The 25,163-nt window shown below is 41.3% G+C and carries 17 protein-coding genes and 2 pseudogenes; 6 read left to right on the top strand and 13 right to left on the bottom strand.

Annotation, left to right across the window (positions count from 1 at the left end; all coding sequences use genetic code 11):
* Window positions 1-2: 2 nt before the first annotated feature.
* Window positions 3-2,177, bottom strand: coding sequence for a DEAD/DEAH box helicase (locus RMX89_RS15785; RefSeq protein ID WP_322689556.1), 2,175 nt, complete (start codon window positions 2,175-2,177; stop codon window positions 3-5).
* A 210-nt stretch (window positions 2,178-2,387) separates the two neighbouring features.
* Between RMX89_RS15785 and RMX89_RS15780 the strand changes: the two genes are divergently transcribed.
* Entirely contained in the window at window positions 2,388-2,768 is a 381-nt protein-coding gene (locus RMX89_RS15780) for a Spx/MgsR family RNA polymerase-binding regulatory protein (protein WP_322689555.1), read from the top strand.
* Window positions 2,769-2,901: 133 nt separating this feature from the next.
* Here RMX89_RS15780 and RMX89_RS15775 read toward each other — a convergent pair whose 3' ends face one another.
* The gene (locus RMX89_RS15775) at window positions 2,902-3,732 is read right to left on the bottom strand and encodes a lectin ESA-2 (RefSeq protein ID WP_322672139.1); all 831 of its coding nucleotides are present in this window, start codon (window positions 3,730-3,732) and stop codon (window positions 2,902-2,904) included.
* 694 nt (window positions 3,733-4,426) lie between these two features.
* On the opposite strand from RMX89_RS15775, the gene RMX89_RS15770 reads away from it, so the two are divergent.
* A complete protein-coding gene (locus RMX89_RS15770; protein WP_322672138.1) occupies window positions 4,427-4,858 on the top strand; it encodes a DoxX family protein in 432 nt (143 codons plus the stop codon).
* A gap of 29 nt (window positions 4,859-4,887) precedes the next feature.
* Window positions 4,888-5,454, top strand: coding sequence for a DUF2808 domain-containing protein (locus tag RMX89_RS15765; RefSeq protein WP_322689554.1), 567 nt, complete (start codon window positions 4,888-4,890; stop codon window positions 5,452-5,454).
* A 443-nt stretch (window positions 5,455-5,897) separates the two neighbouring features.
* On the opposite strand, the gene RMX89_RS15760 is transcribed toward RMX89_RS15765, so the two are convergent.
* The 4 genes from RMX89_RS15760 to RMX89_RS15745 form a co-directional block, all read right to left on the bottom strand.
* Window positions 5,898-6,047, bottom strand: a complete 150-nt coding sequence (locus RMX89_RS15760) for a type II toxin-antitoxin system VapC family toxin (RefSeq protein ID WP_322689553.1) — start codon at window positions 6,045-6,047, stop codon at window positions 5,898-5,900.
* 2 nt (window positions 6,048-6,049) lie between these two features.
* On the bottom strand, window positions 6,050-6,322 hold the full coding sequence (locus RMX89_RS15755) for a DUF2281 domain-containing protein (protein ID WP_322689552.1): 273 nt from the start codon (window positions 6,320-6,322) through the stop codon (window positions 6,050-6,052).
* 216 nt (window positions 6,323-6,538) lie between these two features.
* Complete coding sequence (locus RMX89_RS15750; RefSeq protein ID WP_322689551.1) at window positions 6,539-8,002, bottom strand: serine/threonine-protein kinase; 1,464 nt, start codon at window positions 8,000-8,002, stop codon at window positions 6,539-6,541.
* 296 nt (window positions 8,003-8,298) lie between these two features.
* A complete protein-coding gene (locus RMX89_RS15745; RefSeq protein ID WP_322689550.1) occupies window positions 8,299-9,345 on the bottom strand; it encodes a serine/threonine-protein kinase in 1,047 nt (348 codons plus the stop codon).
* Window positions 9,346-9,653: 308 nt separating this feature from the next.
* On the opposite strand from RMX89_RS15745, the gene RMX89_RS15740 reads away from it, so the two are divergent.
* Window positions 9,654-10,973, top strand: a complete 1,320-nt coding sequence (locus RMX89_RS15740) for an acetyl ornithine aminotransferase family protein (protein ID WP_322689549.1) — start codon at window positions 9,654-9,656, stop codon at window positions 10,971-10,973.
* 66 nt (window positions 10,974-11,039) lie between these two features.
* Window positions 11,040-11,954 (top strand): DUF1338 domain-containing protein, encoded by a 915-nt coding sequence (locus RMX89_RS15735; RefSeq protein WP_322672130.1) that lies wholly within the window; start codon window positions 11,040-11,042, stop codon window positions 11,952-11,954.
* A 64-nt stretch (window positions 11,955-12,018) separates the two neighbouring features.
* On the opposite strand, the gene RMX89_RS15730 is transcribed toward RMX89_RS15735, so the two are convergent.
* The 7 genes and pseudogenes from RMX89_RS15730 to RMX89_RS15700 form a co-directional block, all read right to left on the bottom strand.
* Window positions 12,019-12,171 (bottom strand): hypothetical protein, encoded by a 153-nt coding sequence (locus RMX89_RS15730; RefSeq protein WP_322689548.1) that lies wholly within the window; start codon window positions 12,169-12,171, stop codon window positions 12,019-12,021.
* 70 nt (window positions 12,172-12,241) lie between these two features.
* Window positions 12,242-15,175 carry a hypothetical protein gene (locus RMX89_RS15725; RefSeq protein ID WP_322689547.1) on the bottom strand — a complete coding sequence of 978 codons (2,934 nt, stop codon included), beginning with the start codon at window positions 15,173-15,175 and terminating at the stop codon, window positions 12,242-12,244.
* 1,132 nt (window positions 15,176-16,307) lie between these two features.
* Window positions 16,308-19,922: a pyruvate:ferredoxin (flavodoxin) oxidoreductase gene (nifJ, locus tag RMX89_RS15720; protein ID WP_322689546.1), complete on the bottom strand. Its 3,615-nt coding sequence runs from the start codon at window positions 19,920-19,922 to the stop codon at window positions 16,308-16,310.
* A gap of 320 nt (window positions 19,923-20,242) precedes the next feature.
* Window positions 20,243-21,100: a nucleotidyltransferase domain-containing protein gene (locus RMX89_RS15715; RefSeq protein ID WP_322689545.1), complete on the bottom strand. Its 858-nt coding sequence runs from the start codon at window positions 21,098-21,100 to the stop codon at window positions 20,243-20,245.
* Window positions 21,093-22,496: a Rieske 2Fe-2S domain-containing protein gene (locus tag RMX89_RS15710; protein WP_322689581.1), complete on the bottom strand. Its 1,404-nt coding sequence runs from the start codon at window positions 22,494-22,496 to the stop codon at window positions 21,093-21,095. The genes RMX89_RS15715 and RMX89_RS15710 overlap by 8 nt, the downstream gene beginning before the upstream one ends.
* A gap of 439 nt (window positions 22,497-22,935) precedes the next feature.
* Window positions 22,936-23,059, bottom strand: a pseudogene (locus RMX89_RS15705) (ABC transporter ATP-binding protein); the annotation flags it as partial.
* Between the two features lie 5 nt (window positions 23,060-23,064).
* Window positions 23,065-23,524 (bottom strand): annotated as a pseudogene (locus tag RMX89_RS15700) (HlyD family secretion protein); the annotation flags it as partial.
* 424 nt (window positions 23,525-23,948) lie between these two features.
* On the opposite strand from RMX89_RS15700, the gene RMX89_RS15695 reads away from it, so the two are divergent.
* Window positions 23,949-25,106 carry an endo-1,4-beta-xylanase gene (locus RMX89_RS15695; protein ID WP_322689544.1) on the top strand — a complete coding sequence of 386 codons (1,158 nt, stop codon included), beginning with the start codon at window positions 23,949-23,951 and terminating at the stop codon, window positions 25,104-25,106.
* Window positions 25,107-25,163 lie beyond the last annotated feature (57 nt).

Below are 25,163 nucleotides of genomic sequence, written 5' to 3'. Positions count from 1 at the left end.
TTTTATTCTTCCCACAATGCCACTTGTTTTTTGAGTTCATTCATATCCAAATAATCAGTAGCAAAAGCTTTTCGTAAAAGTGAATGAGGAATAAAACCATCATATTTTTGAATTTCCGGTGCTTCTGAGCTACTGACTAAATCTTCTGGAATAATTCTTTGTTCACATAATGAAGTAACTTCACGATAAAGATATTTCAATTTATCCTTGCCTAATTTAATTGTCAAATAATAGGGATTTACTCCGCCAATACTTGTAATTTCCAACGATTCGCGACAGTATGAGTTGAGTAATCTTTCTAAGGTGCGATAAGCAACCGTACCCATCCAAGGAAAAATACAGCATTTACCTTTTTCTAATTGCAAAATATTCTGCTTATCTAATCCAACTTGCTGCGCCATTTGGCGAACTTGACATAACCGGTTCCAAGCATTTTTTTGTAAGTAACTATACTGGATATTCTCAAATAATACTTGCTGCATTCGTTGCAAAACTTTGGTATGAATAGTCCCACCACCACCACGCCAATAAATACTAGATTTACCCTCAGCTTGTTTAACAAAAATAGCCTTCTTCTTGAAGTCAACTTCTACGACTTCCCAACTTCTGCCAGCTAAAGCAAATTGATTACCAACAGGAAGCGGTGTGACAATACTGCCAATTTCTGTTGTACCTTGCTTAACAATATATTCTTGCTGTTCAGCAAAGACAGCATAAAACTGAAATTTTCTCACCACCTTTTCTCCTGCCAAATCCAGGATTAATTTACCTTGTTCAGTCTGCTGAATATGACCAATATCAATTAAATAGCGTAGTAATAATTGAAAATCTTCTTTTAAAAGAGCATTAAAGGGGGGTAGACTAAAAATTTGTTTAGCTAGAGCATTAGCTGAAATTTCCCCTGCTGCTGTTAAAATACTCATGGTTTGGTGATAGAGCAAACTCAAAGGATATTTAATTGGTCTAATTGGTTCAATCCATTGTTCCTCTAAATAAAGTTGAATAATAGCAATACATTGCAAAAGTTGCCAGGGTATTTGTTCTGGTAGAGAAGCTTCTGCTAGTGGCTTATCTTCAGCACAGACAAAACGCATATCAGCAGCTTCTCCTCTTCTACCACTTCGTCCCAAGCGCTGTAAAAAGCTAGCTACAGACAAGGGTGATTCTAACTGAATCACTCGCTCTAAATGACCGATATCTATGCCTAATTCTAGAGTTAGAGTGGCGGCGGTAACGGCTGGATTGTTGGGTTCACGCATCGCATTTTCAGCAGCTTGCCGTAAGCTAGCAGATATACTCCCATGATGCACATGATATATATCTGGTAGTCCTTGTTCTGTGGCAATTTGTCGCAAAGATGCAATTACAGATTCGGTACGTGTGCGATTATTAGCAAATATCAGGCATTTGCGAGACTTGCTGAGGTTGAAAATATATTGTTCATCTGCTGTTGCTTCTGATTCATCTATTTCATCAGTAATATAAAAATGTTCTACAGCTAGTTTTATCTGGCGTTTTATACGATCAATTTTTGGTGTAATTACTGGCTTATCTGTTCCCGATCGCAACCAATTTTCTGCTATTGAGTAATCCCCAAGAGTTGCCGATAAACCAATACGACGCGGTTGTTTTTGCGTCAACTTTGCTAAACGTTGTAATTGGCAAATAATTTGACAACCGCGTTCTGAACCCATAAAGGCGTGAATTTCATCAATGATAATAAATTTTAAATCACCAAATAAGCGAAGTAAGTCGTTATTTTTATTAATTAGCAAACTTTCCAGAGATTCTGGAGTAATTTGCAGAATCCCTTGAGGATTCTTTAAAAGCTTGTTTTTTCTAGTTTGGGAAACATCGCCATGCCAGTGCCAAACTGGAATATCTGCTTCTTTGAGTAAGTCGTTGAGACGCTCAAATTGATCGTTAATTAAAGCTTTGATTGGACTAATATATAATGCGCCAATTGTGGCAGCAGGGTTTTCATGTAATAGAGTCAAAACTGGTAAAAAAGCTGCTTCTGTTTTACCAGCAGCAGTTGCAGCAGTAACTAGCAAGTGAGCATCAGTGTCAAATATAACTTGACAAGCGGCAATTTGAACTGGTCGTAATTCAGTCCACTGGTGATGATAAATATATTCTTGGATGAAGGGTGCAAGTCGGTTAAAGGCATCGCTCATATTTTTTATGGATAAAAGTTTTAGTAAAACTATTCCTTGGTATTTCAGAATCCTCGAATTATGGATCAACCAGTTCCATACTTGGAATTACCGATTGCTAAAAGCGATCGCTACTCTTAAATTTCTGTCGTAGAGACTCTACGACAAGAGCATTGATAGCAGAAGTTCCACCTACTATGTCATATATGGAGATTGTTGCTTAATTATTTTATGTCTATTCAAGTCTACGGAATTCCCAATTGCAGCACTTGCAAAAAAGCTTTGACGTGGCTCCAACACAACAACATTGACCATGAATTTATCAACACCAAAGATACTCCGCCGACTCGTGAGATGATTCAAAACTGGGTAAAGTCTTTGGGTTTTGCTCCCATGCGAAACACCTCTGGTCAATCCTACCGCGCTTTAGGAGATGAAAAGAAGACTTGGGCTGATGAACAGTGGGTTGATGCATTCACTCACGATGCGATGCTGCTCAAACGTCCACTTTTCGTCAAAGATGGAAAAGCTGTGTTGGTCGGCTTTAGAGATGAGAGAATAGTTCGAGAAAAATTAGATTTAGCTTCAGGAGTGTTGTTAGCGGATAGCTAAGGTTTAGCCTGTGCTGAGTGCTGAGTTACCCTATAGTTACATCATAACCCCCTGCCACGAAACAGCGAGCAGGGGGTTAGGGGTGCGGTTCAGTACCTACTTAACCGAAAACCTATATAGGGCGATCGCCTTTTTAGATTTGGTGCGATCGGAAGCCGATAGGGCCTTCACCAGAATATGTCGTGGTTCCAGTTAGGGTCTTCCCACCATCATTAGATGTGACATTGAGCGCTACTACATTCTGTCCCACACGAGCACCGATTATCCAAGTCCCACCAGGATTCCAGGGTGCTGTATTACCACCCCACTGGTTTTCTACTGTGTAGTTGTTGCCGGCGACAATGTTACCTTTAAAGCCGATGGGGCCTTCACCAGCATAAGTGATAGTTCCAGTCAGGGTTTTACCGCCATCGTTCGATGTAATATCGATCGCAACAACATTTTGATTCGATCGAGAGCCAAGTACCCAAGTCCCACCAGGATTCCACGGAGCAGATGAGCCTCCCCATTGGTTTTCCACATTATAGACACGGCCATCAACAGCAGCACTCTTAAAACCGATGGGGCCTTCACCAGCATAAGTGATAGTTCCAGTCAGGGTTTTACCGCCGTCGCTCGATGTAATATCGATCGCAACAACATTTTGATTTGATCGAGCGCCAAGTACCCAAGTCCCGCCAGGATTCCACGGAGCAGATGAGCCTCCCCACTGGTTTTCTACGTTGTAGTTGTCGCTTCCAGTTAAGGTAGCCTTAAAACCGATGGGGCCTTCACCAGCATAAGTCGTAGTTCCATTAAGTGTTTTGCCGTTGTCACTTGATGAAACTTTGAGTTCGACAATGCGCTGATCTGCTCTAGCTCCAATTACCCATACTCCACCAGGATTCCACGGAGCAGATGCACCACCCCACTGATTTTGTACATTGTATAGATTATTAGCATTAGTGGTTGTTGTAGCTGTCATTGTTTTCCTCCAAAGTTTTGATTGTTTAGTCAAAGTGAATCTATAGCAATCCAATTTGATTTGGAAAAAATTACGCACAATTAACAATACCTTCGCCAAATTATGAGCCTTGACATCGAACAAACCTAAGATTTTAAATGCTCCTTTTTGCCATGTAACAAAAAATTCCGTCATGAAAATTTTGTTCTGTATGGTTTTACAGAAGTATTTTTAACTGTCGTGTACATCTTAGTGCAGATTCTAGTTTCTGCCTCATATTCAAGCAAGCGCTTGTCTTAGGCTATTTTGGCAAAAGTATTGTTAAGCAGCAAATATTACTGTTTTGCGCTGTCGTAGTTATACTAATACAAGAGTAGTTAAAAATGCAAGCGTAATTAAAAAAATTTTGATAAAAATGTGGTTTTGCTTTACTAACCGAGCCGTGACATAGTTAATAAATCCTTTAGTACAGTCCGGTGCATCAGTTTTATTTATAGTTGCAATCACTTTTTTCAGGAGTAGCCCAGTTGTGAGTTCCGTTAGCGGATAGCTAGGTTTAGCCCGTGCTGAGTGCAATTATTGCTTTTTTACTCAGCATTGTTTTGGTAAGTACTTGGGAAAATTTTGTCGATTTTTACTCCTATTGACTCAATGCAGATTAACATCCATCAGTCAAACTGAAGTAATAGGGCAAGTATATAAAGAGGCAAAAACCATGAATAAGCATAAGGAAACATTACGTGTCATCCTTGCTATATCTATCATTGTGGTTGGAGTAACACACTTTCTTGTTCCACAAGAATATGTCAAAATCGTGCCGCCACAACTACCTTATCCTTTAGGATTAGTTTATCTCAGTGGCTTTTATGAAATTTTGGGTGGCATCGGGTTATTAGTTCCGCCTGTAAGTCAAGCTGCTGCTTGGGGACTTCTTGCTCTTTTTATTGCTGTTTACCCTGCCAATATTTACATGGCGGCTAATCTGATTAAGATTGAACATATACCAAATTCACCTTGGGTACACGTAGTTAGGCTTCCCCTTCAAGCCGTTTTAATTGCTTGGGCTTGGTGGTATACAAAATCTTCCTTTGGGGAAAAACAAGCTTCGATCGTTCCTCAGTCATTGATTCCCAAGGAACTAGAATAAGAATAAGTGCGTTTTTTTATATCTGAATTATGCGCCTTACAACTTTGTTTGGAATAACACTCTCGTTAACAATTGGCATTGGAGAAGTTACGCTGCCGGTGGCTCAAGCTGTGCAGCTTAGAGATGGCTTAGTCTATTTCGTCCAACCGCCAAAACTTGTTGAAGCGATAACTACTTACAAAGATGTTAATGTTTTGAGCGCAACTTACTATTTCACCATCAATGTGCCGGAAAATGCTGGAGAATCCCTCCAGAAGGTAACGATCGCCCAAAAAGAGGGGTCAGAATACATCCGCTACAATCTTGATGATACCCGTGCATTTGTCGGCACACGCGATCGCAAAGAAACGCAACTGCAACTAGGTTCAGTCATCAACGAGAGCAAGATACGCACTGTTTCTGTAATCTTTGATCCACCTGTAACTCCAGGACAGACAATTACCATCGCCCTCCGCCCTGTAAGTAATCCCAGCTTTTCTGGTGTTTACTTATTGGGTGTTACTGCATTCCCTGTAGGTGAAAAATCTCACGGTCAATTTCTTGGCTTTGCACGGTTTCAGTTTTACAGCGATAGAGGAAGTTGGTGGTTCCCATAGAGGGGATAGGGGATAGGGAATGGGAAATGGGGAATATTTTCTACAAGTACGGCGTTGGCAATGGGTGTGGAAATATTTGTAAGATGTGTGGAGAAGTTTTTGCATTAATTGAGTAGGTGTAAATTAGATGTTTTTTTACCCTGCTTAATTTACATCCAACTTTCCCAAGAAATTTCTCTGACTTGTCGCATTCACTCAAAGTCGCTATCAGATGAAACAAGAGTCAATGAATGACGTAAAACTGTAGCACCTATCCAGAGGTCATTTTCACTAATGCCTATGGTATTTAGTTTGGTTGTTTTACGTTTATTTTTTTCTTTTGGGCCGAATTGCTTGATAATTTCTGATTTAAAATCACCGTAGATTTCTGTTGTTTCTTTGTCGATCCCGTATAAATTAATTCGTTTGAGAAATGCACTAATTTTTATTAAATTAGCAGCTTTTTAATGTGAGTTTTGTGCCATAAAGTGCAACTCACCAGCAACAATAACACTGGTTGCTAATTGTACCTGACCAAGCGATCGCAAGTGATTTACAACGCTAGGTACACCTTCCATCAAGAAAGAACAGTGATTAGTATCTAGTAGATACATAATTAAAATTCTAGAGGTATCCGACTGTCATGAACTAGTTGTAGGCATTCTCTAATATCTGAACCTTCCCAACTACCGACAAATTCTAATAAATCTTCAGCAGTAGAACCTGTTAAGGTATGCTCTGTTGTAACCGTTTGAGCAGGTTGGGTGTATGAAGATAGACTATTTTTTTCATATTTGACTTGCAAAAATTGTACAAAGTCTAAAATTTCCTGCAATAAGGGTTCGGGTAATTTTTCTAGTTCTTGGTTAATTTGTTCTTTAATAGTCATTATTACCCCTGTATTTACATGGTTGAAAAACTGGGTATTCAATTTATATCCTAATCTAATATTGATTGCGGCTTTTTGTGTTTGCAAAGCGTGCGCCTGAGTACCTCGCTTATTTAAACAGTGCCAGATAACGAAAAGCTAAAACCCACAAGGCTTCGTGGAATATATCTTGTTTACAAAGTTTTACAAATTTCGTAAACCTTTATACATTACAATTTACAAGTCTGGACGCGAGAGAAGAATTTGTTGCCAGCCTTGCCTAAGCGAAAGCCAAAAGCGAAAGCCAAAAAACATAGAATGGCGGGGAGATGCCCCTGGGTAGAGTCTAGCGAATAGTTGTATTCTAACCGCGGGGAGATGCCCCTGGGTAGAGTCTAGCGAATAGTTGTATTCATATTCTTCTAACCAGCCTTCAAATTTGCGCCAGCCTAAGCGATCGCCCAAAAGACACTCCGTTTCATAATCTACTTTGCCACCGCATTCTAGCCAAATACGTTTTTGTACGCTAAAGCCAAAATGACCATTGCTGTATTTTACCCACAATTGGTCAATTGTGCGTAAATCTGTGCAGGGAAAATTTTCAATGGATTCATAATTAAGCCAGCCTTGCTGTTCTCTTTTGGCTACTTTCAGCATGACTCTGATGGTTTCTTGGTTTGCTGCTTTCCATTGACCCGCTTTGAGTAAATTTTCTAGATTTTGGTAATTTACCCCTACATCTGAAGCTAATATCACTTCTGTTAGATTAGCTTGCGAGGAGGAGAGAAAATTCAACCACTCTTCCATTGTCTGAGGTCGATCTTTTGCCTCTAATGCCATGCCTTGCAGAATCGCTTCATTTACAGCATCACTAAGACTAGGGACAAGTTGCTTTGGTGGTACTAATTCCTCTTGCTCATACTTGCGGTCAAAGGAATTGGTAGGGCGTTGTCCAGTGATGGCATAGTACAATGATCCAGCCAAGCAGTAGATATCAACTGTTGAGTGACGAATCCCTTTGCATGTTAACTCATAGGGCGCAAATACCCTGTTACCAAAAGACCTAGACAATGTACTCGGTGGGGACATATCGCCGGCAATACCAAAGTCAATTAATACTGCTTTGCCTGAGTTAGGAATCTCTGAATTAAAGTTGAGCATAATATTGGGGGGAGTGACATCGAGATGAAAAACTCCTTTTTTATGTACCTCTACCAAAGCTAAACCCATTTGGCGGATGTATCTTACAGCTTCAGTTTCGGGTAATTTCCCTTGGCGTTGCACATATTCCAATAAACTCTCGCCTGCTATATATTGCATTTCTAAACAGTAGCGACCATCTTCTTCAACAAAAAAGTCGAATACTTGCACAATATGGGGATGTGGGTCTGTACAACACATTGCTAGCATCTGTGCTTCTTTTTTGAAGCGTTCAACATATTTGGGATAATCTGGATCTCGTTGGACGCTGATGTTGGGGGTTTTGATGACGACTCGGCGGTTTAGCTTGGTATGCATTGCTTGGTAGGTAAGTGCAAAACCACCACCACCCAAGTATTTTTCTATTTTGTATTTGCCGTTGTATATTAGCTGTCCGTCTTGCCAGAACATACGCCCAGATTTATAAATGGCTAATGTTGATTGTGACACGCTTTTTGTGAGTTCTCGTGGTTGGTGTTGCTGAATAAGCTCACGCAGCACTTCGACTACGCTCAGTGACCGGCGCAGAGAAGAAGATTGAGGTGTTCTGGCTACTGCTGAACTAACTATCGGAGTTGTAAAAGCAACTAATGTGACTTGAAAACCAACTTTTGGAGTCGCAAAAGCAACTAATGTGACTTGAAAACCAACTTTTGGAGTCGCAAAAGTAACTAATGTGACTTGAAAACCAACTTTTGGAGTCGCAAAAGCAACTAATGTGACTTGAAAACTAACTTTTGGAGTTGCAAAAGCAGCTAATGCAACTCTAAAACTAACTTTTGCGTAAGTCTAGCCTATTACCTATTTTGTGGTCTAGCAGAAGATGATGGCGTTTGTTGTGTTAGGGGATTGGTAGGTGCTGATTTGTCTGGGAACCAATCTTTGAATAAATCTGTGCCGTCTTTGACTCCTGATATCAAGGCTGCGAATAATGCTAATACACCCATAATCTCTAATATACGTGCCCACAGAGGTTGTGCCCAAAGAAGTTTGGGAAGAGAAAGACTTGCTGTGTTTAAACCTAATTCTTTTAACCAGTCTTCTACTGTTTCGGGACGATTGTCGGGTTGTAGTTCCATTGCGTGGAGAATGGCTTGATTGACGCGATCGCTAATCTTATCATTCAATTCGTTAGGTGGAATTAAACGCTTATTGTTATCTTGGCGCTCAATAGCACTTTCTGGCAGTTTTCCTGTTAATAAAAAATATAAAGTTGCCGCAAGAGAATAAATATCAGTCCAAGGTTTACGCCGCGCCTGTTGTCTAGGAGAGTTGGAATACAGTTCAATTGGTGTAAATTTGTCAACTAAGTTACCGCGACTTGATACTGGGTTATCAACGAATCTTCGTGCTAAGTCGAAGTTTATCAAAACAACCTGATGCGTACCCGACCGCAAAATGATATTTTCAGGTTTCACATCTCGATGTAAAAATCCTTGTTTATGAACTGCAATGAGTGCTTTCCCAATTTGTTGGATATAATCTAGAGCCTCTTTTGCTGGGAGAAATCCTCGCGGTTGGACAATATTGGCTAAATTATCTCCTTGAATATACTCCATGACCATGCATTTTAAATCACCTGACTCGAAGGTATCAATGACTTGAACAATATTCGGATGTTTGCATATTGCTAGTTTACGGGATTCATCTGCAAAACCTGATTTTAAGCGATCGCGGTCTTCGTTACTTAATTGATTGAGCAAATTGGAATCCAATGTTTTAATCACAACATTCTTGCCATCCCGATCCTCAGCAAGATAAGTAATAGCGAAGTTCCCCTGTCCTAACTGTTGCTTAATTTCATACCGATCGCGGTGTAACTTTTGTCCAGATGCCCAAGTCATTCGTTGATTATCTCAGAAAGTTATATTAATTTTTGCATACAGCAATTCTCCTGTGGATGTAATACAGGTTCTCTCAATAAATGTTCTGTAGCTTGTACAGCTGTTATGCTTGCTTCAAAAAATGTAATATGACGCGATCGCAGAAGTTGTGTTATAAACACGGGCAAAGTCTTACAAAATACGAAAATCTTTACTATAAAGCTTTTTCGGTAAATGCGTAATTCTTACAGTAATAGAATCAAATGCTACTGTCAGCAATCAAGCTTTAGCGTTTAATCATCAGTAATCTTTAAAAAATAGAAAAAATTATGTTAAGTATTCCTATTAACCTAAATTTACCTCTTATACCCCGTTTAGTAACTTCCTTACCTGGGCCTCGCGCTCAAGCAATTGTACAACGCGATCGCGCCGTAACTTCTCCTTCTTACACCCGCGATTATCCGTTAGTTGTATCTCGCGGTCAGGGCTGTATGGTAGAAGATGTGGATGGCAATGTATTTCTGGATATGACCGCAGGTATTGCTGTCACCGCTACCGGACACGCTCATCCAGAAGTTGTCAAAGCAATTCAAGAACAGTCGGCGCGGCTGTTGCACATGTCAGGGACAGATTTCTATTATGAGCCGATGGTGGAACTAGCGGAACAATTAGCAATTCGCGCTCCCTTTCCCCATCTACAAGGTAATGCTGGGTTTCCTGCAAAGATATTTTTTACCAATTCCGGGGCAGAATCGAACGAAGGAGCCATCAAACTAGCTCGATATTACACCAAGCGATCGCTAATCGTAGCCTTCTTAGGTGCATTTCACGGACGCACTTATGGGGCAATGTCTCTGACTGGTTCCAAAGCAGTGCAGCGAGCTAACTTTGGGCCTTTAGTTCCTGGGGTAACTCATATCGCTTATGGCACTCACGCTAGCTTAGATTACTTGGAACAACAGCTATTTACGACGATTTTACCACCGCAAGAAGTAGCGGCGATCGTCGTCGAACCGATTCAAGGAGAAGGTGGATATATCGTACCCGAAGATGGTTTCTTGCAGCGAATTCGGGAGATATGCGATCGCCACGGTATTCTGATGGTAGTGGATGAAGTACAAGCAGGAATGGGGCGGACTGGTCGCTTATTTGCGATCGAGCATTGGAATGTGATGCCTGATATCATTACTACTGCTAAAGGTATCGCCAGTGGTATGCCGTTAGGAGCGATACTTGCTAGACCAGAGTTAATGACTTGGCCTCCTGGTTCTCACGCTACTACATTTGGCGGTAATCCCGTAGCTTGTGCTGCTGGTATTGCCACATTGCGACTGCTAGAAAGTGGTTTAATGACCAACGCTACCCAGATGGGAGAATTCTTACAAGCTAGTCTTACCGAGTTGCATCAAAGATTTCCCAGAGTATCACCACCACGAGGTAAAGGTTTGATGGTAGCGGTAAATTTATTAGATGAACAGGGTAATCTCGATTATAAATTGCGCGATCGCATTATTCAAGAAGCTTTTTTACGCGGTTTATTATTGCTAGGTTGCGGTAAAGCAGCAATTCGTTTCTGTCCCCCTTTAGTTATCGACAGCAACCAAATTCAAACTGCCCTTCAGATTATCAGCGAGATTTTAAGCTCTTAAAATATTAGGAAGAACAAAAAAGAAATAACCAGTGCTTAATGTCCAACGACAAATGACAAATGACAAATGACAAATAAAATAGCCCTTAATTTATGGAAATTACTTTGGCAAGAATACAGCGCTAGGGTAAATCATGCTCGTACCTACCAGCAAATGATTACTGCTGCGGGTGGGACTGTCGCCAACGACCACATCGCCTTTCGGTCATTGCGTTTATTAGTAGATACTCCACAAGGTAAACTTAACTTAGGAATTGACTATCTCGCACAACTTGCAGAAGCTTTGGGTTATGTGGCGGCTGGAGAGTATACTTTTGCTCAAACTCATTTGTACGCCCGTCATTATCATCATCCGCAGCAAGAGGAATTTAATTTACCCAAGCTGTTTATCAGCGAGTTAATTGTCGAAGAATTGCCTAATAATATTGCTCAACTCATCTCTAAAACAGTATCTTCAATCCCAGACAAACTCATCTCACCCCTTACTCTTCTACAAAAAGATGCGGACTTGGAAATTATCGCCAAACAACTCCAACAAGTCTTCACCCGTCCTTGGCTACCTCCCCAGCGTTCTGTTGTCGAAGAGGTGAATCAGGTTACTCAGTATGGGGCTTGGGTGTTGCTGCATGGATATGCTGTCAACCACTTTACAGGCTACGTCAACGGCCAAAATACTCCAGAATATCCAGATATTGATACCACCGCCAGTGCTTTAGCTAACCTGGGTGTACCAATGAAAGCAGAGATAGAGGGAAATATTGCTTGTGGTTTGCGGCAAACTGCGACTCAAGCAGTCACCGAAATAGTGACAGTATTAGATGATAACAGTGGTGCAGAAATTCAGATTCCTTGGACTTACGCCTATTATGAAATTGCCCAGCGCTATCTAGTAGAAATGGAATCTGGAAAGCAGGTACTTTTCGATGCTTTTCTAGGAAGTAATGCCCAACAATTGTTTGAAATGACTCGTCTATCTAAATAGCCGAGAGTTGTTATACCAATTGGAAAAAAGAATGCAACAAATAGACCATTTGTAGAGACGCGATTCATAAGCCAGCGCGTTGCGGGGGTTCCCACGCCACTTGCTCCACTTGGGGAAACCCCATCGCCCTTGGCGTCTCCCCTTGGGAGAAGACCGCAGTGGCTCCCCGTTGTAGCGACTGGCGTCGCGTCTTTACCCAAAAATGTGTTGCAATCATTAATTGAATTGGTATTAGTAAAGGATTCAATTTCAAAATTCCGAGCTAGTAGTTTCGTGTTTTGGACAAACTACACTTGCAAGACAAAATCTGATGCAGTGAGAGTTGGCGCACCGGTTAGAGTTGCAAATAGACCACCACTGCCAAAACCAGCCGCACTGCCATTTTGGTTGTAAAACAACTGCCCACTCACAGCGTCATAGACAATTTTCGCCGTGCTAGTGCCTGCTAAATTAGTGACTTGAAAATCACTGGTATTACTAAAACCATTTCCCGCAACAGAGGTAATGGCATTAAAGAAAGTTATATCCAGTACAATCTTGTCACCTTCAGAACTATTAAAGTCACTAATGGTATTTACTACAAAAGTAGAAGGAGAAAGTTTGGAAAAATCCTTTTTGTACACAAATCTATCAGCACCTGCACCGCCAACGAGAGTATCATAGTCTTCACTACCAATGAAGGTATCATCATTACCAATGAGGGTATCATTACCAGCGCCGCCTCGTAGCAAATCGTTGCCACCCTTGCCGTTGATGATATCATCACCTCCCTGACCATTAATCACATCATTGGAATCGTCAAAACCTGTGATGTTATTGTTAAGGTCATTGAGGAATGTCACCGTGTTCTTATTAAACAAGTTAGTTTGAGTGGAGTTGGCATCGAAGACATCAAAACTGTCAGCGATGCTGGTCTGTCCATCAAACAGGATATTGCCGATCGCAGCTCTGCTACCTAATACTGGTAAATTATCCAAGTATTCTAGTTGAAAGTCTTGCAGGATGACTTTGGTGTTGGCGATATCTTCAAAAGTGACTTCTAGATTGTTACCATTTTGAGTTAATTGCAGATTTTTAGCAGTCAATCCCAATCCTGTAAAGTTCAGCGTGTCAACTTGAGAAATCACCCCTGATGAAGGATTTGTGCCTTTGCCAATGCCGCCAAAGTCCGTGATGGTGTCGATACCATCGCCAGGGAGAAAGATAAATTTATCTTGACCACCGTTACCTGTGAGGATATCGTTACTAGCTTTTCCATCGATAATATTGTTGTTGAGTGTGCCGATGAGGATATCTGCACTCTTAGTTCCCGTGATGAATTTCTGGACAATACCCAAGGTGGTAGTTGCTACTGCACTGGTATTACTAAAACCTTGCCCGTCATTAACGACAAACTCAATTGTAGTGTTAGCAGTAGCGGCAGCAGTATTATTGTAGGTAAGGCTGTTAAGAACTTGTCGGTAATTGGCAATGGTATCTGTGCCGCTCAGGGTGAGAGTGCCCGTGGTGGGGTTGTAGGTAGAAGTGATGTTACCAATAGCAGTGGCATTAAGACTTTCGGCTGCGCCATTAAAAAGATTAGTAATGGTAATGGTGACACCAGCTAAGGTAGTGGTATTATTGTCACTTAGGGTGAAATTGCGATCGAGGATGGAGACGGGAGTACCGCTAAAGGTAGTGCTAAAATCAATTCCCTCTGAATTGCCGTTGAGATCGAGTACGGGAGCGCGGTTGCCAAACGCCACGTAGGTGTTCTGCAATGAGTTATAAAAAGGTCCGCTGAAGTCGCCATATAGTGTGCTGACAATCAGGTCGTCGATGCCGTCACTGTTGATATCTCCCGCACTGCTGTTGACAGCGGAGCTAAATAAGCTACCTGTGGCGCTTTTGATGGTAAAGCCATTAGTGCCGTTGAGGGTGGAGAGGTCGAGTTGGGGACGAAAACCGTCCTTGCTACCAAACACTACGTAGCTCTCCCCTAAACCCAATCCTCCCCCGATAATCAGGTCGTCGATGCCGTCGCCGTTGATGTCTCCCGCGCTGCTGACAGACGAGCCTGAGTAGTAAGTTATATTAGTGCCGTTGATAGTAAAGCCATTAATGCCGTTGAGGGTAGAGAGGTTGAATTGAGCATCAAAACCGCCCTTGCTACCAAACACCACGTAGCTCTGCCCTGAGTAATTGCTGTTGGGCCTGGCATCTGGTGCCCCGATAATCAAGTCGTCGATGCCGTCGCCGTTGATATCTCCCGCACTACTGACAGACGAGCCTAAACGGTCTTCTTGATTGATGCCGTTGATAATAAAGCCATTAGTGCCGTTGAGCGTGGAGAGGTTAAATTGGGCATCAAAACCGTTCTTGCTGCCAAACACCACGTAGCTCTGCCCTGAACCGAAGCCTGAACCGAAGCCGTTGGGGTCAGCAAGGAATGCCCCGATAATCAGGTCGTCGATGCCGTCACCGTTGATGTCTCCGGCACTGCTGACAGACCAGCCTGAGAAGTCACCTTCATTGATGCCGTTGATAGTAAAGCCATTAGTTCCGTTGAGGGTAGAGAGGTTGAATTGGGCATCAAAACCAGACTTGCTGCCAAACACCACGTAGCTCTGCCCTGAATTAGAGCCGTTAGGGTCAGCATAGCCTGCCCCGATAATCAGGTCGTCGATGCCGTCATCGTTGATGTCTCCGGCACTGCTGACAGACCAGCCTGAGAAGTCACCTTCATTGATGCCGTTGATAGTAAAGCCATTAGTTCCGTTGAGGGTAGAGAGGTTGAATTGGGCATCAAAACCAGACTTGCTGCCAAACACCACGTAGCTCTGCCCTGAATTGGAGCCGTTCGGGTCAGCAGAGCGTGCACCAATAATCACATCGTCGATGCCGTCGCCGTTGATGTCTCCGGCATTACTGACAGAGCCTAATAAGTCACCTTCATTGATGCCGTTGATAGTAAAGCCATTGGTGCCGTTGAGGGAGGAAAGGCTGAATTCGTCATCAAAACCGCCTTTGCTGCCAAACACCACGTAGCTCTGCCCTGAACTGTATAAGCCGTTGGGGGAAGCAAGGAATACCCCGATAATCACATCGTCGATGCCGTCGCCATTTATGTCTCCCGCATTGCTGACAGAACTTCGTGCACTGTCACCTTTATTGATGTCGTTAATAGCAAAGCCCTGAGTGGCGTTGAGATTTAAAAGGTTAAAAGTTGAATTTGCCATCATGTCTCCAGTTTAGTTTTTATAAGTTATTTGTCCTTGGTCATTAGCAAAGACACTTGTACCGCTTCTCTACAAGACGCTGCATGAACGGGTAATTCGTAATTCCCATTGCATAAGGATTTTAGACATTTTATAAGGGTGGCTCATTTACACCAATCTGTACTATGAGGCTGAGTACCAAGCTGCTTGGTCAGAATTTTTTACGAAAATCCTAATCTAATTTGCTCTTCCAGCCTTTACCGCACTGCCATTAAATTGTCAATTTGTTACTGCGTTGTAGATTGGGCGATCGCACCTGCTCTCTTCTAAAATTGAGCTATCTATTAATATTTCCCCGCTTACTCTCTTTGATGCCTCTCTGCTGCCACATCTGACCGATCGCAGTAATTGAATAATTTGTAATTCGTAATTGTAATTCGTAATTATAAAATTTAATCACGAATTACAAGATTACAATTACGAATTGTATTGATAGTGCTCTTTTGGTGTCAGCTAGTTAACCGATCTGACTTTGCAAGCAAAAATTACTTTGATAACCGTTAAATCACTTAAATACTCTTATAAATATCTAAGCATTGTCAAGAGGCTGGGTGTGATTTTGATAAAGTTATAGTGAATTTTAGGAAGTGCTATATAAAGTTTTTACGTCACCGATAGCGTATCTCTACGGGGAAACAAGCTACACGCAGCGTCTCCAAGAGTTGCGTTAGTGAGTCTGGTTTGCAACAGGCTCTTGCATTCGAGCGTCACAGTCCATCGTAGACATTGCACTCTTTTTATAGATTGTGTTGAGGAATGAAACCCAACATTTGCGCGTTTGTTGACTAAAGTTTGGGTTCAACACACCTTAAACCATAGCGTTAGTAACGAAAATAACGATTTGAGTAGCTAAAATGGTGCTTTTGTAACGAAAACTCTGATGTTTGTCACGAAAATAATGAATTTAGTAACCAAAATGGTTTTTTTATAACGAAAATTCTAATGTTTGTCACAAAAATAATGAATTTAGTAACCAAAATGGTTTTTTGTAACAAAAATTCTGATGTTTGTAACAAAAAAAATGGGTTTTTATAACGAAAATTGCGACTTGAGTTAGTTAAGTCGCAATTTTTATAACTAAAATTAGGGTTAATATTCAGAGAATATCGCGTTTTGCCAGATATTGGTACGTTTGCCAACGTGTATCTACTTCAGCTTGGGCTTGTTCTAATAAGTGTTTGGCAACGTCGGGTTTACTCTTGGTGAGCATCTTGAAGCGATTTTCTTGATACATCGAATGTTCTACAGATTGCGTAGGCGATCGCATATCCAATTGCAATGGATTTTTACCCTGGTTAAGCAACTCTGGATTATGCCGATACAGCAACCAACGACCTGATTCTACCAAAGTTTTCTGATGATTCATCCCTGTGGTCATGTTGATACCGTGGGCTATGCAATGGCTGTAAGCAATAATCAGTGATGGCCCATCATAAGCTTCTGCTTCCAAAAATGCTTTCAGGGTATGTTCATCTCTAGCACCAAGGGCTACACTTGCTACGTAGACATTTCCGTAGGTCATCGCAATCATCCCTAAGTCTTTTTTAGGTGCTGGCTTACCACTAGCGGCATATTTAGCAACTGCGGCTCGTGGCGTGGCTTTGGAAGACTGACCGCCTGTATTAGAATACACTTCTGTATCCATCACCAAAATGTTGACGTTTCGACCACTAGCAATTACATGATCGATACCACCAAAATCAATATCATAAGCCCAACCATCACCACCAACAATCCAGACGCTTTTTCTCACCAAGTAATTTGCAAGGGATTTGAGATTTTGGATTTTAGATTTGAGATTAGGATCGAAAGTTACGATTTCATCTAACTTCTGCTGCAACAGTTCTATTCTTTCGCGCTGTTCCCAAATGTCAGCCTCAGATTTTTGTTCAGCTTTGAGAATAGATTGAACTAAATCCTCAGAAACTATTTCCCCACTTCCCAGTTGTTGCAACAATTGTGCCGCAAACTCAGCTTGTTTGTCGAGGGAAAGACGAAAGCCAAAACCGAATTCGGCGTTATCTTCAAATAAGTTATTAGACCACGCGGGGCCGCGTCCTTGGGCGTTAGTTGTCCAAGGAGTTGTAGGAAGATTCCCACCATATATTGAAGAACAACCTGTTGCATTGGCAATGACGGCGCGATCGCCAAACAATTGTGTTAATAATTTTAGATAAGGTGTTTCACCACAACCTGCACAAGCACCAGAGAATTCAAATAAAGGTTCTTGCAGTTGTTGTTGACGAATCTGATTTAATTTTAGCGATCGCCTGTCAGGATTAGGTAAATTCAAGAAGAAATCCCAGTTCTTCCGCTCTTGCTCTTGTAAAGGCAACTGCTTTGCCATGTTAATTGCTTTCAGCGATGGCTCAGATTTATTTTTAGCAGGGCAAATATTTACACAAATCGTACATCCCGTGCAGTCTTCTGGGGCAACTTGAATGGTAAATTTTTGATTGGCAAAGTCTTTATCTTTTGCACCAGTTGATTTAAAGGTTGCTGGTGCATTAATTAACTCATCCGCTTGATAAGCCTTTGCACGGATGGCACTGTGGGGACAAACCATGACGCACTTACCGCATTGAACGCAGACATCCGGTTCCCATACAGGTATCTCTTCGGCAACGTTACGTTTTTCCCACTTGGCAGTACCTACAGGAAAAGTACCATCAAATGGTAGTCTGCTAACAGGTAAGTCATCACCTTCCCAAATCATGATTTTACCCAGAACTTCTCGCACAAATTCGGGAGCAGAGTTAAGTGAGGAGTTAGGAGTTAGAAGTGAGGAGTTAGAAATGTGGATTGTTTGTGGGATATCTACTTTATGCAAGTTGTCTAAGGTGTTGTCTACAGCTTGCAGGTTCATACGGACAACTTCTGCACCTTTTTTACCATAAGTCTTGTCAATTGCTTGTTTGATTTTAGCGATCGCTTCTTCTTGCGGCAAGACACCCGCTAAAGCAAAGAAGCATACTTGCATAATGGTGTTAATTCTGCCACCCATGCCACTGTCACGGGCAACTTGGCTAGCATTAATCACATATAATTTCAAATGCTTATCGATAATTTGCTGCTGCACCTTTAGCGGCAGATATTCCCAAACGGTATCTGCATCATAAGGACTGTTAAGCAGCAAAGTTGCTCCAGGAATAGCAGACTTCAAAATATCTATGCGTTCCAAAAATCCCCAGTGATGACAACCAATAAAGTTAGCTTGGTTAATCAAGTAGGTAGAGCGAATTGGCTCTTTACCGAAGCGGAGGTGAGAGACAGTCATCGAGCCAGATTTCTTGGAATCGTAGACAAAGTAGCCTTGGGCGTAATTGTCAGTTTCTTCACCAATAATCTTAATAGAATTTTTATTAGCGCCAACTGTACCATCAGCACCTAACCCATAGAACATTGCCCGAACAACATTATCCGATTCTGTAGAGAAATTAGGGTCAAAGCTCAAAGAAGTATGACTAACGTCGTCATTAATCCCAATCGTAAAGTGATTTTTCGGTTTAGCTTGAGCAAGATTGTCAAAAATGCCCTTCACCATAGCCGGAGTAAATTCCTTAGAAGAAAGACCGTAACGACCACCAACGACTTTAGGGGATGAGCAAGTATTTTCTCCCCCAGCCTCCCCTGCTCCCCCTGCTCTTTTATCTCCCCACGCCTCATGAATAGCAGCCACTACATCTAAATACAAAGGTTCACCAGCGCTACCTGCTTCTTTGGTGCGGTCGAGAACTGCGATCGCTTGTACACTAGCTGGTAATACTGCAACAAACCTTTGGACATCAAAGGGGCGGTAAAGTCGCACTTTCACTACACCAAGTTTTTCACCACGGGCGTTCAGGTAATCTACTGTTTCATGGACGGTTTCACAACCTGAACCCATCAGAACGATAACGCGATCGGCATCCTTAGCGCCGTAATATTCATAGATTTTATAATGCCTTCCCGTGCGTTCTCCAAATTCATCCATGATCCGTTGGACAATTTCTGGACAGGCGTTGTAATAAGGGTTAGCACCTTCACGTCCTTGGAAGTAGACATCGGGGTTTTGGGCAGTCCCGCGCAATACTGGACGATCTGGGGTAAGGGCGCGGCTGCGGTGAGCGAGTATTAAGTTATCGTGGATGAGCGATCGCAAATCATCATCTGAAAGCAGTTTGACTTTCTGCACTTCATGTGATATGCGGAAGCCATCAAAGAAATGCATAAAGGAGACTCGCGCCTCTAAAGTAGCAGCATGAGCAATAAGAGCAAAATCTTGGCTTTCTTGCACCGAAGCGGAACACAGCAGAGCAAAGCCAGTCGCACGAGCTGCCATTACGTCGCTATGGTCGCCAAAAATTGATAAAGCATGAGTAGCCAAAGAGCGGGCGGCAACGTGAACCACGGCGCTAGTCAACTCACCAGCAATTTTGTAGAAGTTGGGTATCATCAACAATAATCCCTGAGATGCCGTGAAGGTGGTACTCAGAGAACCTGTTTGCAAAGCCCCATGTACAGCACCAGCCGCTCCCCCTTCGCTCTGCATCTGCACGACGCTAGGAATAGTACCCCAGAGGTTGGGACGACCTTCTGCTGACCAAGCATCTGCCCATTCACCCATTGCTGAAGAGGGGGTGATGGGATAAATGGCAATCACTTCATTTAATTTGTAAGCAACACGGGCGACAGCCTCATTCCCGTCGATGGTTGCAAAGGTTTTGTTCATAATATGATTTTTGTCCCCGCCTTTAAGCTGCATTATTCAGAACACGTGAATATAAGAATCAGAAATAGCCAGTACTAGAAAGTAAGTGTATTATTTGCATTAAAAATTTCACGGTAGGATTTACTCCGTGTTTAAAGCATAGTTTGTTGATACCTTTAGGCTCTTAAATTAACTTTCAATCAATACTGCATCTATTAATATCTCATCTGCAATACTGCATCTATTAATATGTATTAATAATGTACTCAATGACCAAAGTCTTTGTTTTAAAAGACTTTTAGATAATTTATTCTTTTTTGTGGGGTATAGGGACGGGAATATTACATTACTAATCGCCGATTTCCATACCATTGACTCAAATCATCCTCAATCGCCTCAAGAATCGCGATCGCTTCAGTTATTGATTTTGCATCGGCAGCTAAAAGTGCAAACGCTCGCTCAAGCCGTTGTTGATAGTTTTGCGGGCAAATAGCAAACCTATTAGCAACTGCGATTGCTCCCTTTTCATTCAACAGGTAATCTTCATTGAGCGCAAATAAAACCTGATTCATACACGCCACGCTGCGGAAACAACAACCTGCTGCGTAAACAACATCATCGCGTGCGATCGCCTTTTTTGCGACCAACAGCGAAAAACTTATTTCCCAGGCGAAAGTATCAATAGTTGCCTGTTTCAGCCCAACTGGATACGGTTTTGTTTTTACCTTCAAAGCTTCTAAAACACCATCGGGGTCGTAAAGTGGCTGACAAAGAGCAATTTCCCCCATATAAATAGAGGACACAAACCCATGAGGGTGTCCTGGTTGATAATCAATAGTAATGCGTCCGTTATGGCAATCATCAATGACACGATTTACCTTCACCAAATCGCGATAGAGAAAATCCACACCTACACCTTGAACCTTTAGCCAACCACCACCGTTAATCCACTTTCCCCATTCGCCGATCGCAGTAATCAAATTTACGCGATGGTTATCATCAAGCTCACAGGCGAGGCGATTTAGAGCAATTAAATCGGGCGGTTTTTCTGGATTGTAATAAATCCCCAAATCTACATCTGACTTTAGGGTATGGTTGCCTCGTGCCCGCGAACCACCCAGTGCGATCGCTATAATTCCCTCAATTGACCGCAAACTGGAAACAATATGGCTGATGAACTGAGGCGATTCCTTATTCATAGATTTTCTTATTGCTGCCATAAAGTTTAACCAAAGGTAAACCTCTCTGGGGAATACTACTAAAAAAAAGTTGTTTGATATTGTTAGATTTATCTGATAAAAAATAACTCAAGAATGCAATTATTGTTGATATAATCACTAGACTTACGTTCACACCTATTGAAACAAAAACTAGTGTTAATAGTGCAAATACCAGAATGCCAATATTACTAAAGGTTTGTACCTTTTCTAGAAAAACCACAGAATTACGACAACTTGGGCAATGCTTTGTATGTCTATGCCATCGGTCATATAGTTGTTCATCATTCAATTGTTTAATACTGCCTTCTTGGCATCCTTGCCATGAAGGACTACCTCCAGCAAATTCATCTAGCCATTTTCTGAAAGTTATAATACCTACGTCAGAAGGAGAAGGCATAAAGTATGCCTTTTGCCATTTTTTATCTAATGATGACTGATTCACTTCCTGCGAATGCATAGCTGATAAATCTTGGTCACTTAGCTTGTATGTGGATAAGTGCTGTAACCCAGTTTGTAAATCCTTTGGGAGAATCTTAAACCAAAAATTTCTTTTAACTGCACTTCCATCAGAAATCAACTTGCCAATATACTTACAATAACCTGGTTGTGTAGGAACAAAATACAACTGAAAAATATTAGTTTTGCCGTTGGGGTAACGATATATAGTAGTATTAGAACAGGGTGGAGTAAACTTTCGTATCGCCTCCATATCTTTGTTGAAGAGATTGTAGCCTTGATGTTTGAGAGTAAAACCTTCTTGAGCAGATATTTCTCCAACAGATTCAAAATATTCCATAGGCACAGCTGTTTTAGGTGAAAAAAGACCTATTCCTTCATGAAGAAATTCTGCATGAGAAGGATCAAAAGTACTTTCAACAGACACAGTGTAACCAACCGGAACTTCTGTCATCTGCCAGGAGGAGGAAGATATATCTAGTTCTGATGCAGGGATGGTAGCTGGCTGCTTTGAATTACAATCCTCAAAGGCTGTTGAACTATCATCTGCCCATACCCAAAGCAATTCTTGGATAACTTGTGTAGGATATGTTGTAACTCTTGACCTGAAACTATCACAAGCAGTTACTTCTGCTTGGCTACCAGCCAACATGGGAATTTTAGTGCATTTACCTTCACCATCAAAACACCAACCGTGATGTCTACACATTAAGTTTCCATCTTCAGTGACGCTTCCCATAGATAGTCGCACCAACTTATGAGGACAAACATCATCCATTACTATCCACTTTTGATTTTTGTCTCTCCAAATCACCAATTTTTTCCCCAGAAGAGTGATAGGAGTAGGATTCAAATTATCTAAGTAGCTTAAAGGAATAATAGGATACCACTGTTTAGTCCATGAAAACTGAGTTGACATCACAAGAGTTAGAAACCTAATTTACACAACTATATTAGTACAGTCAGCCGTTGCAGGATTCTTGTTGAATGAATTGAAGGCGTAGGCGTAGCCCGTCGTAGACATCGCTAGCTAATGGCTCAACGATACGCCAAAATGAATGCGCGATGTACTGAAATGAGAAAGCATTTAAGCACTTTGAGAAAGTAATATGCCTTTTTGCTTGCTGAATCTACCGAAATGAGAAAGCATTTAAGCATTTTGATAAAGCAATATGCCTTTTTACTTGCTGAATCTACTGAAATGAGCAAGCATTGAAGTATTTTGAGAAAGCATTTAAGTATTTTGAGAAAGCAATTAGGTATTTTGCTTACTAAATTCGACTTTATCTTGAGTTTGACTTTATAAATGACTTTTAAACAGCCATTCTTAAGTAAGTTTGACGAACTACGAATTGGTATTACTTGCTGCCAGTCTTCAGTTGACCATCTTCCATATAATATAAATGATGCGATCGGCAATATCGAGGATTGATTGTCGTGGGTAACTAGCAAAATCGTACATCCTTGTTCTTTAGCTAGCTTCGCGCTATTCTGTCTCCTTGGGATTGGGCCTGGAGACGTTCAACACTTGCCTGCTGGGCCTGAATTTCTCCTGCATTTGCTCCAGCTTGCACTTGAGCGAGTTTAGCTTGAGCAACTCTGACTTGTTGTTGGGCTTGTAGTACAGCAGTTTGCAAGCGATCGCTCGCGTGCATCTAAAATTGCTACCACCTGTCCGGCTTTAACCCGATCGCCATCCAATGCCAAGGGCGCAAACAAGCTAATTACCTCAGCCTCCGGTTCTAGTCGTCCTAACGCAGCCACTTTTTGACTTTTGGGCGTGGTTTCTACTGGCTCAGATTTCTCAGGTTGACCAACTAACCCAAACTGAGAAATCCCATAAACAATAATTCCACCCGTAATAGCAGTAGCTGCAATTACTAATGCAACTAACCCTTTATTAAAAGCTTTTTTGATAGCTTTTAAACAATATTTTTTACTCTCTATAAAATTTTTATCTACTGAGTTAATCGCGGATAAACAAATTATTAGCCATCAATAAATATCAAATAATTAATAATTGTTAAAGATAAATATTTTGTTATTTAGTTATCAAATCTAACTCTTCACTATTACCCTATGTTGCGGCAAATATGCCGTAAGCATTTTGCCTAATAACGCACATTGTTCCATAAAATCAATTGTTTCATCACCCCATAACTTTCGATCTAAATCGAACATGCGTTATAGTTTAATCTAGTTTTGCCCTAGATGTAATATTTCTCAATTTTCATCTTTGCCACTTAAGTATGAAACTATGATTTGATTTGGAAAAACTCCGTAAATTCTGGAGGTAGAATGGTCAAATAAGAATCAATATATTTTTATACGGTAAAATAATAATCAATGGATTTTTTATTAAGTGTAATTTATGACTTATCGGAGAAATTTTTTAAGGAGAGCAGGATACACAACCCTTTCTGCCTTATTAACTATGGGGTTTTTACAAAAGGATAACCAAAAACAAGACCAAAACACGAATGCTATTGCAGCAGATTATACAAGTAAAAATTTAAATTCTCCCCTTCGGCAATTAGCTGCCGCCAAAGGAAAGCGTTATGGTGCAGCAATTTCTAGTGAATTTTTGCTCAAAGATAAGGATTACGCGGACCTCATGGCTCGTGAATGTTCGATTGTGACACCGAATGGTGAATTAAAATGGGACGCCACTGAACCACAGCCAGGACAATTTACCTTTGAATCAGCAGATGCGATCGCTAATTTCTGCCAAAAACATAAGATAGAATTGCACGGGCATACTCTTTTCTGGCATATGGGAAGACCAGACTGGGCAACATACCCTCCTACACTTAAGATGATCGAACGCCATGTCAAAGGAGTCATGGGGCATTATCGCAATAGTCCCGTTTTAAAGTCATGGGATATTGCCAATGAAATTATTGCTGATAGTGAAAATGAAACTGATAATGCAACAATCGGTTTGCGTAAAGGGGTAAAACCAGAATTGATTCGAGACTTATTTTTAATTGCCGCTTCAATTGATAACAGCAAGAAATTTTACTTAAACGATTTCGGCATCGAAGGCGCTACATGGAAATCAGATCGTTTCTTAAAAATGGTCGAATATCTGAAGAATAGTGGCGTAAAAATTGATGGGGCAGGTCTCCAATCACATCTATGGTTTTCTACTGCATATCCTTTTGACGAGAAAGGACTTAATTCGGTCTTAAAACGGCTTAACGATCTTGAAGTGAAACCAATAATTACAGAATTAGATATTATCATTGATACCCCGCTACCCGATAGTATCAAAAGCCTAGACCAAATGGTAGCCGATAGTTACAAGCGATATCTTGACCTGTGCTTTGAGAATCAAGTCGATACTGTGATTACATGGGGACTTACCGACCGTCATACCTGGATACGTCACCCTGAATGGATGCCAAGAAAAACCTTTAGAAACAATCCAAGTCTCTGGAAATTTCTGCGTCCGCTTCCCTTCGATGAGAACCTGCAATCTAAACCAGCTCGCGATGCTATAGCCCAGGCTTTTCAGGAATCAACTTAATACTCCACTTAGGCATAAACATAGTATTTACTCAGCAACTGAGGTACACCCAAATCT

This window comes from Nostoc sp. DedSLP04, from assembly GCF_034530775.1.
GTDB lineage: Bacteria > Cyanobacteriota > Cyanobacteriia > Cyanobacteriales > Nostocaceae > Nostoc.
The sequence above is the reverse complement of the archived record's forward strand: the minus strand, read 5'-3'. Positions and strand labels throughout refer to the sequence as shown.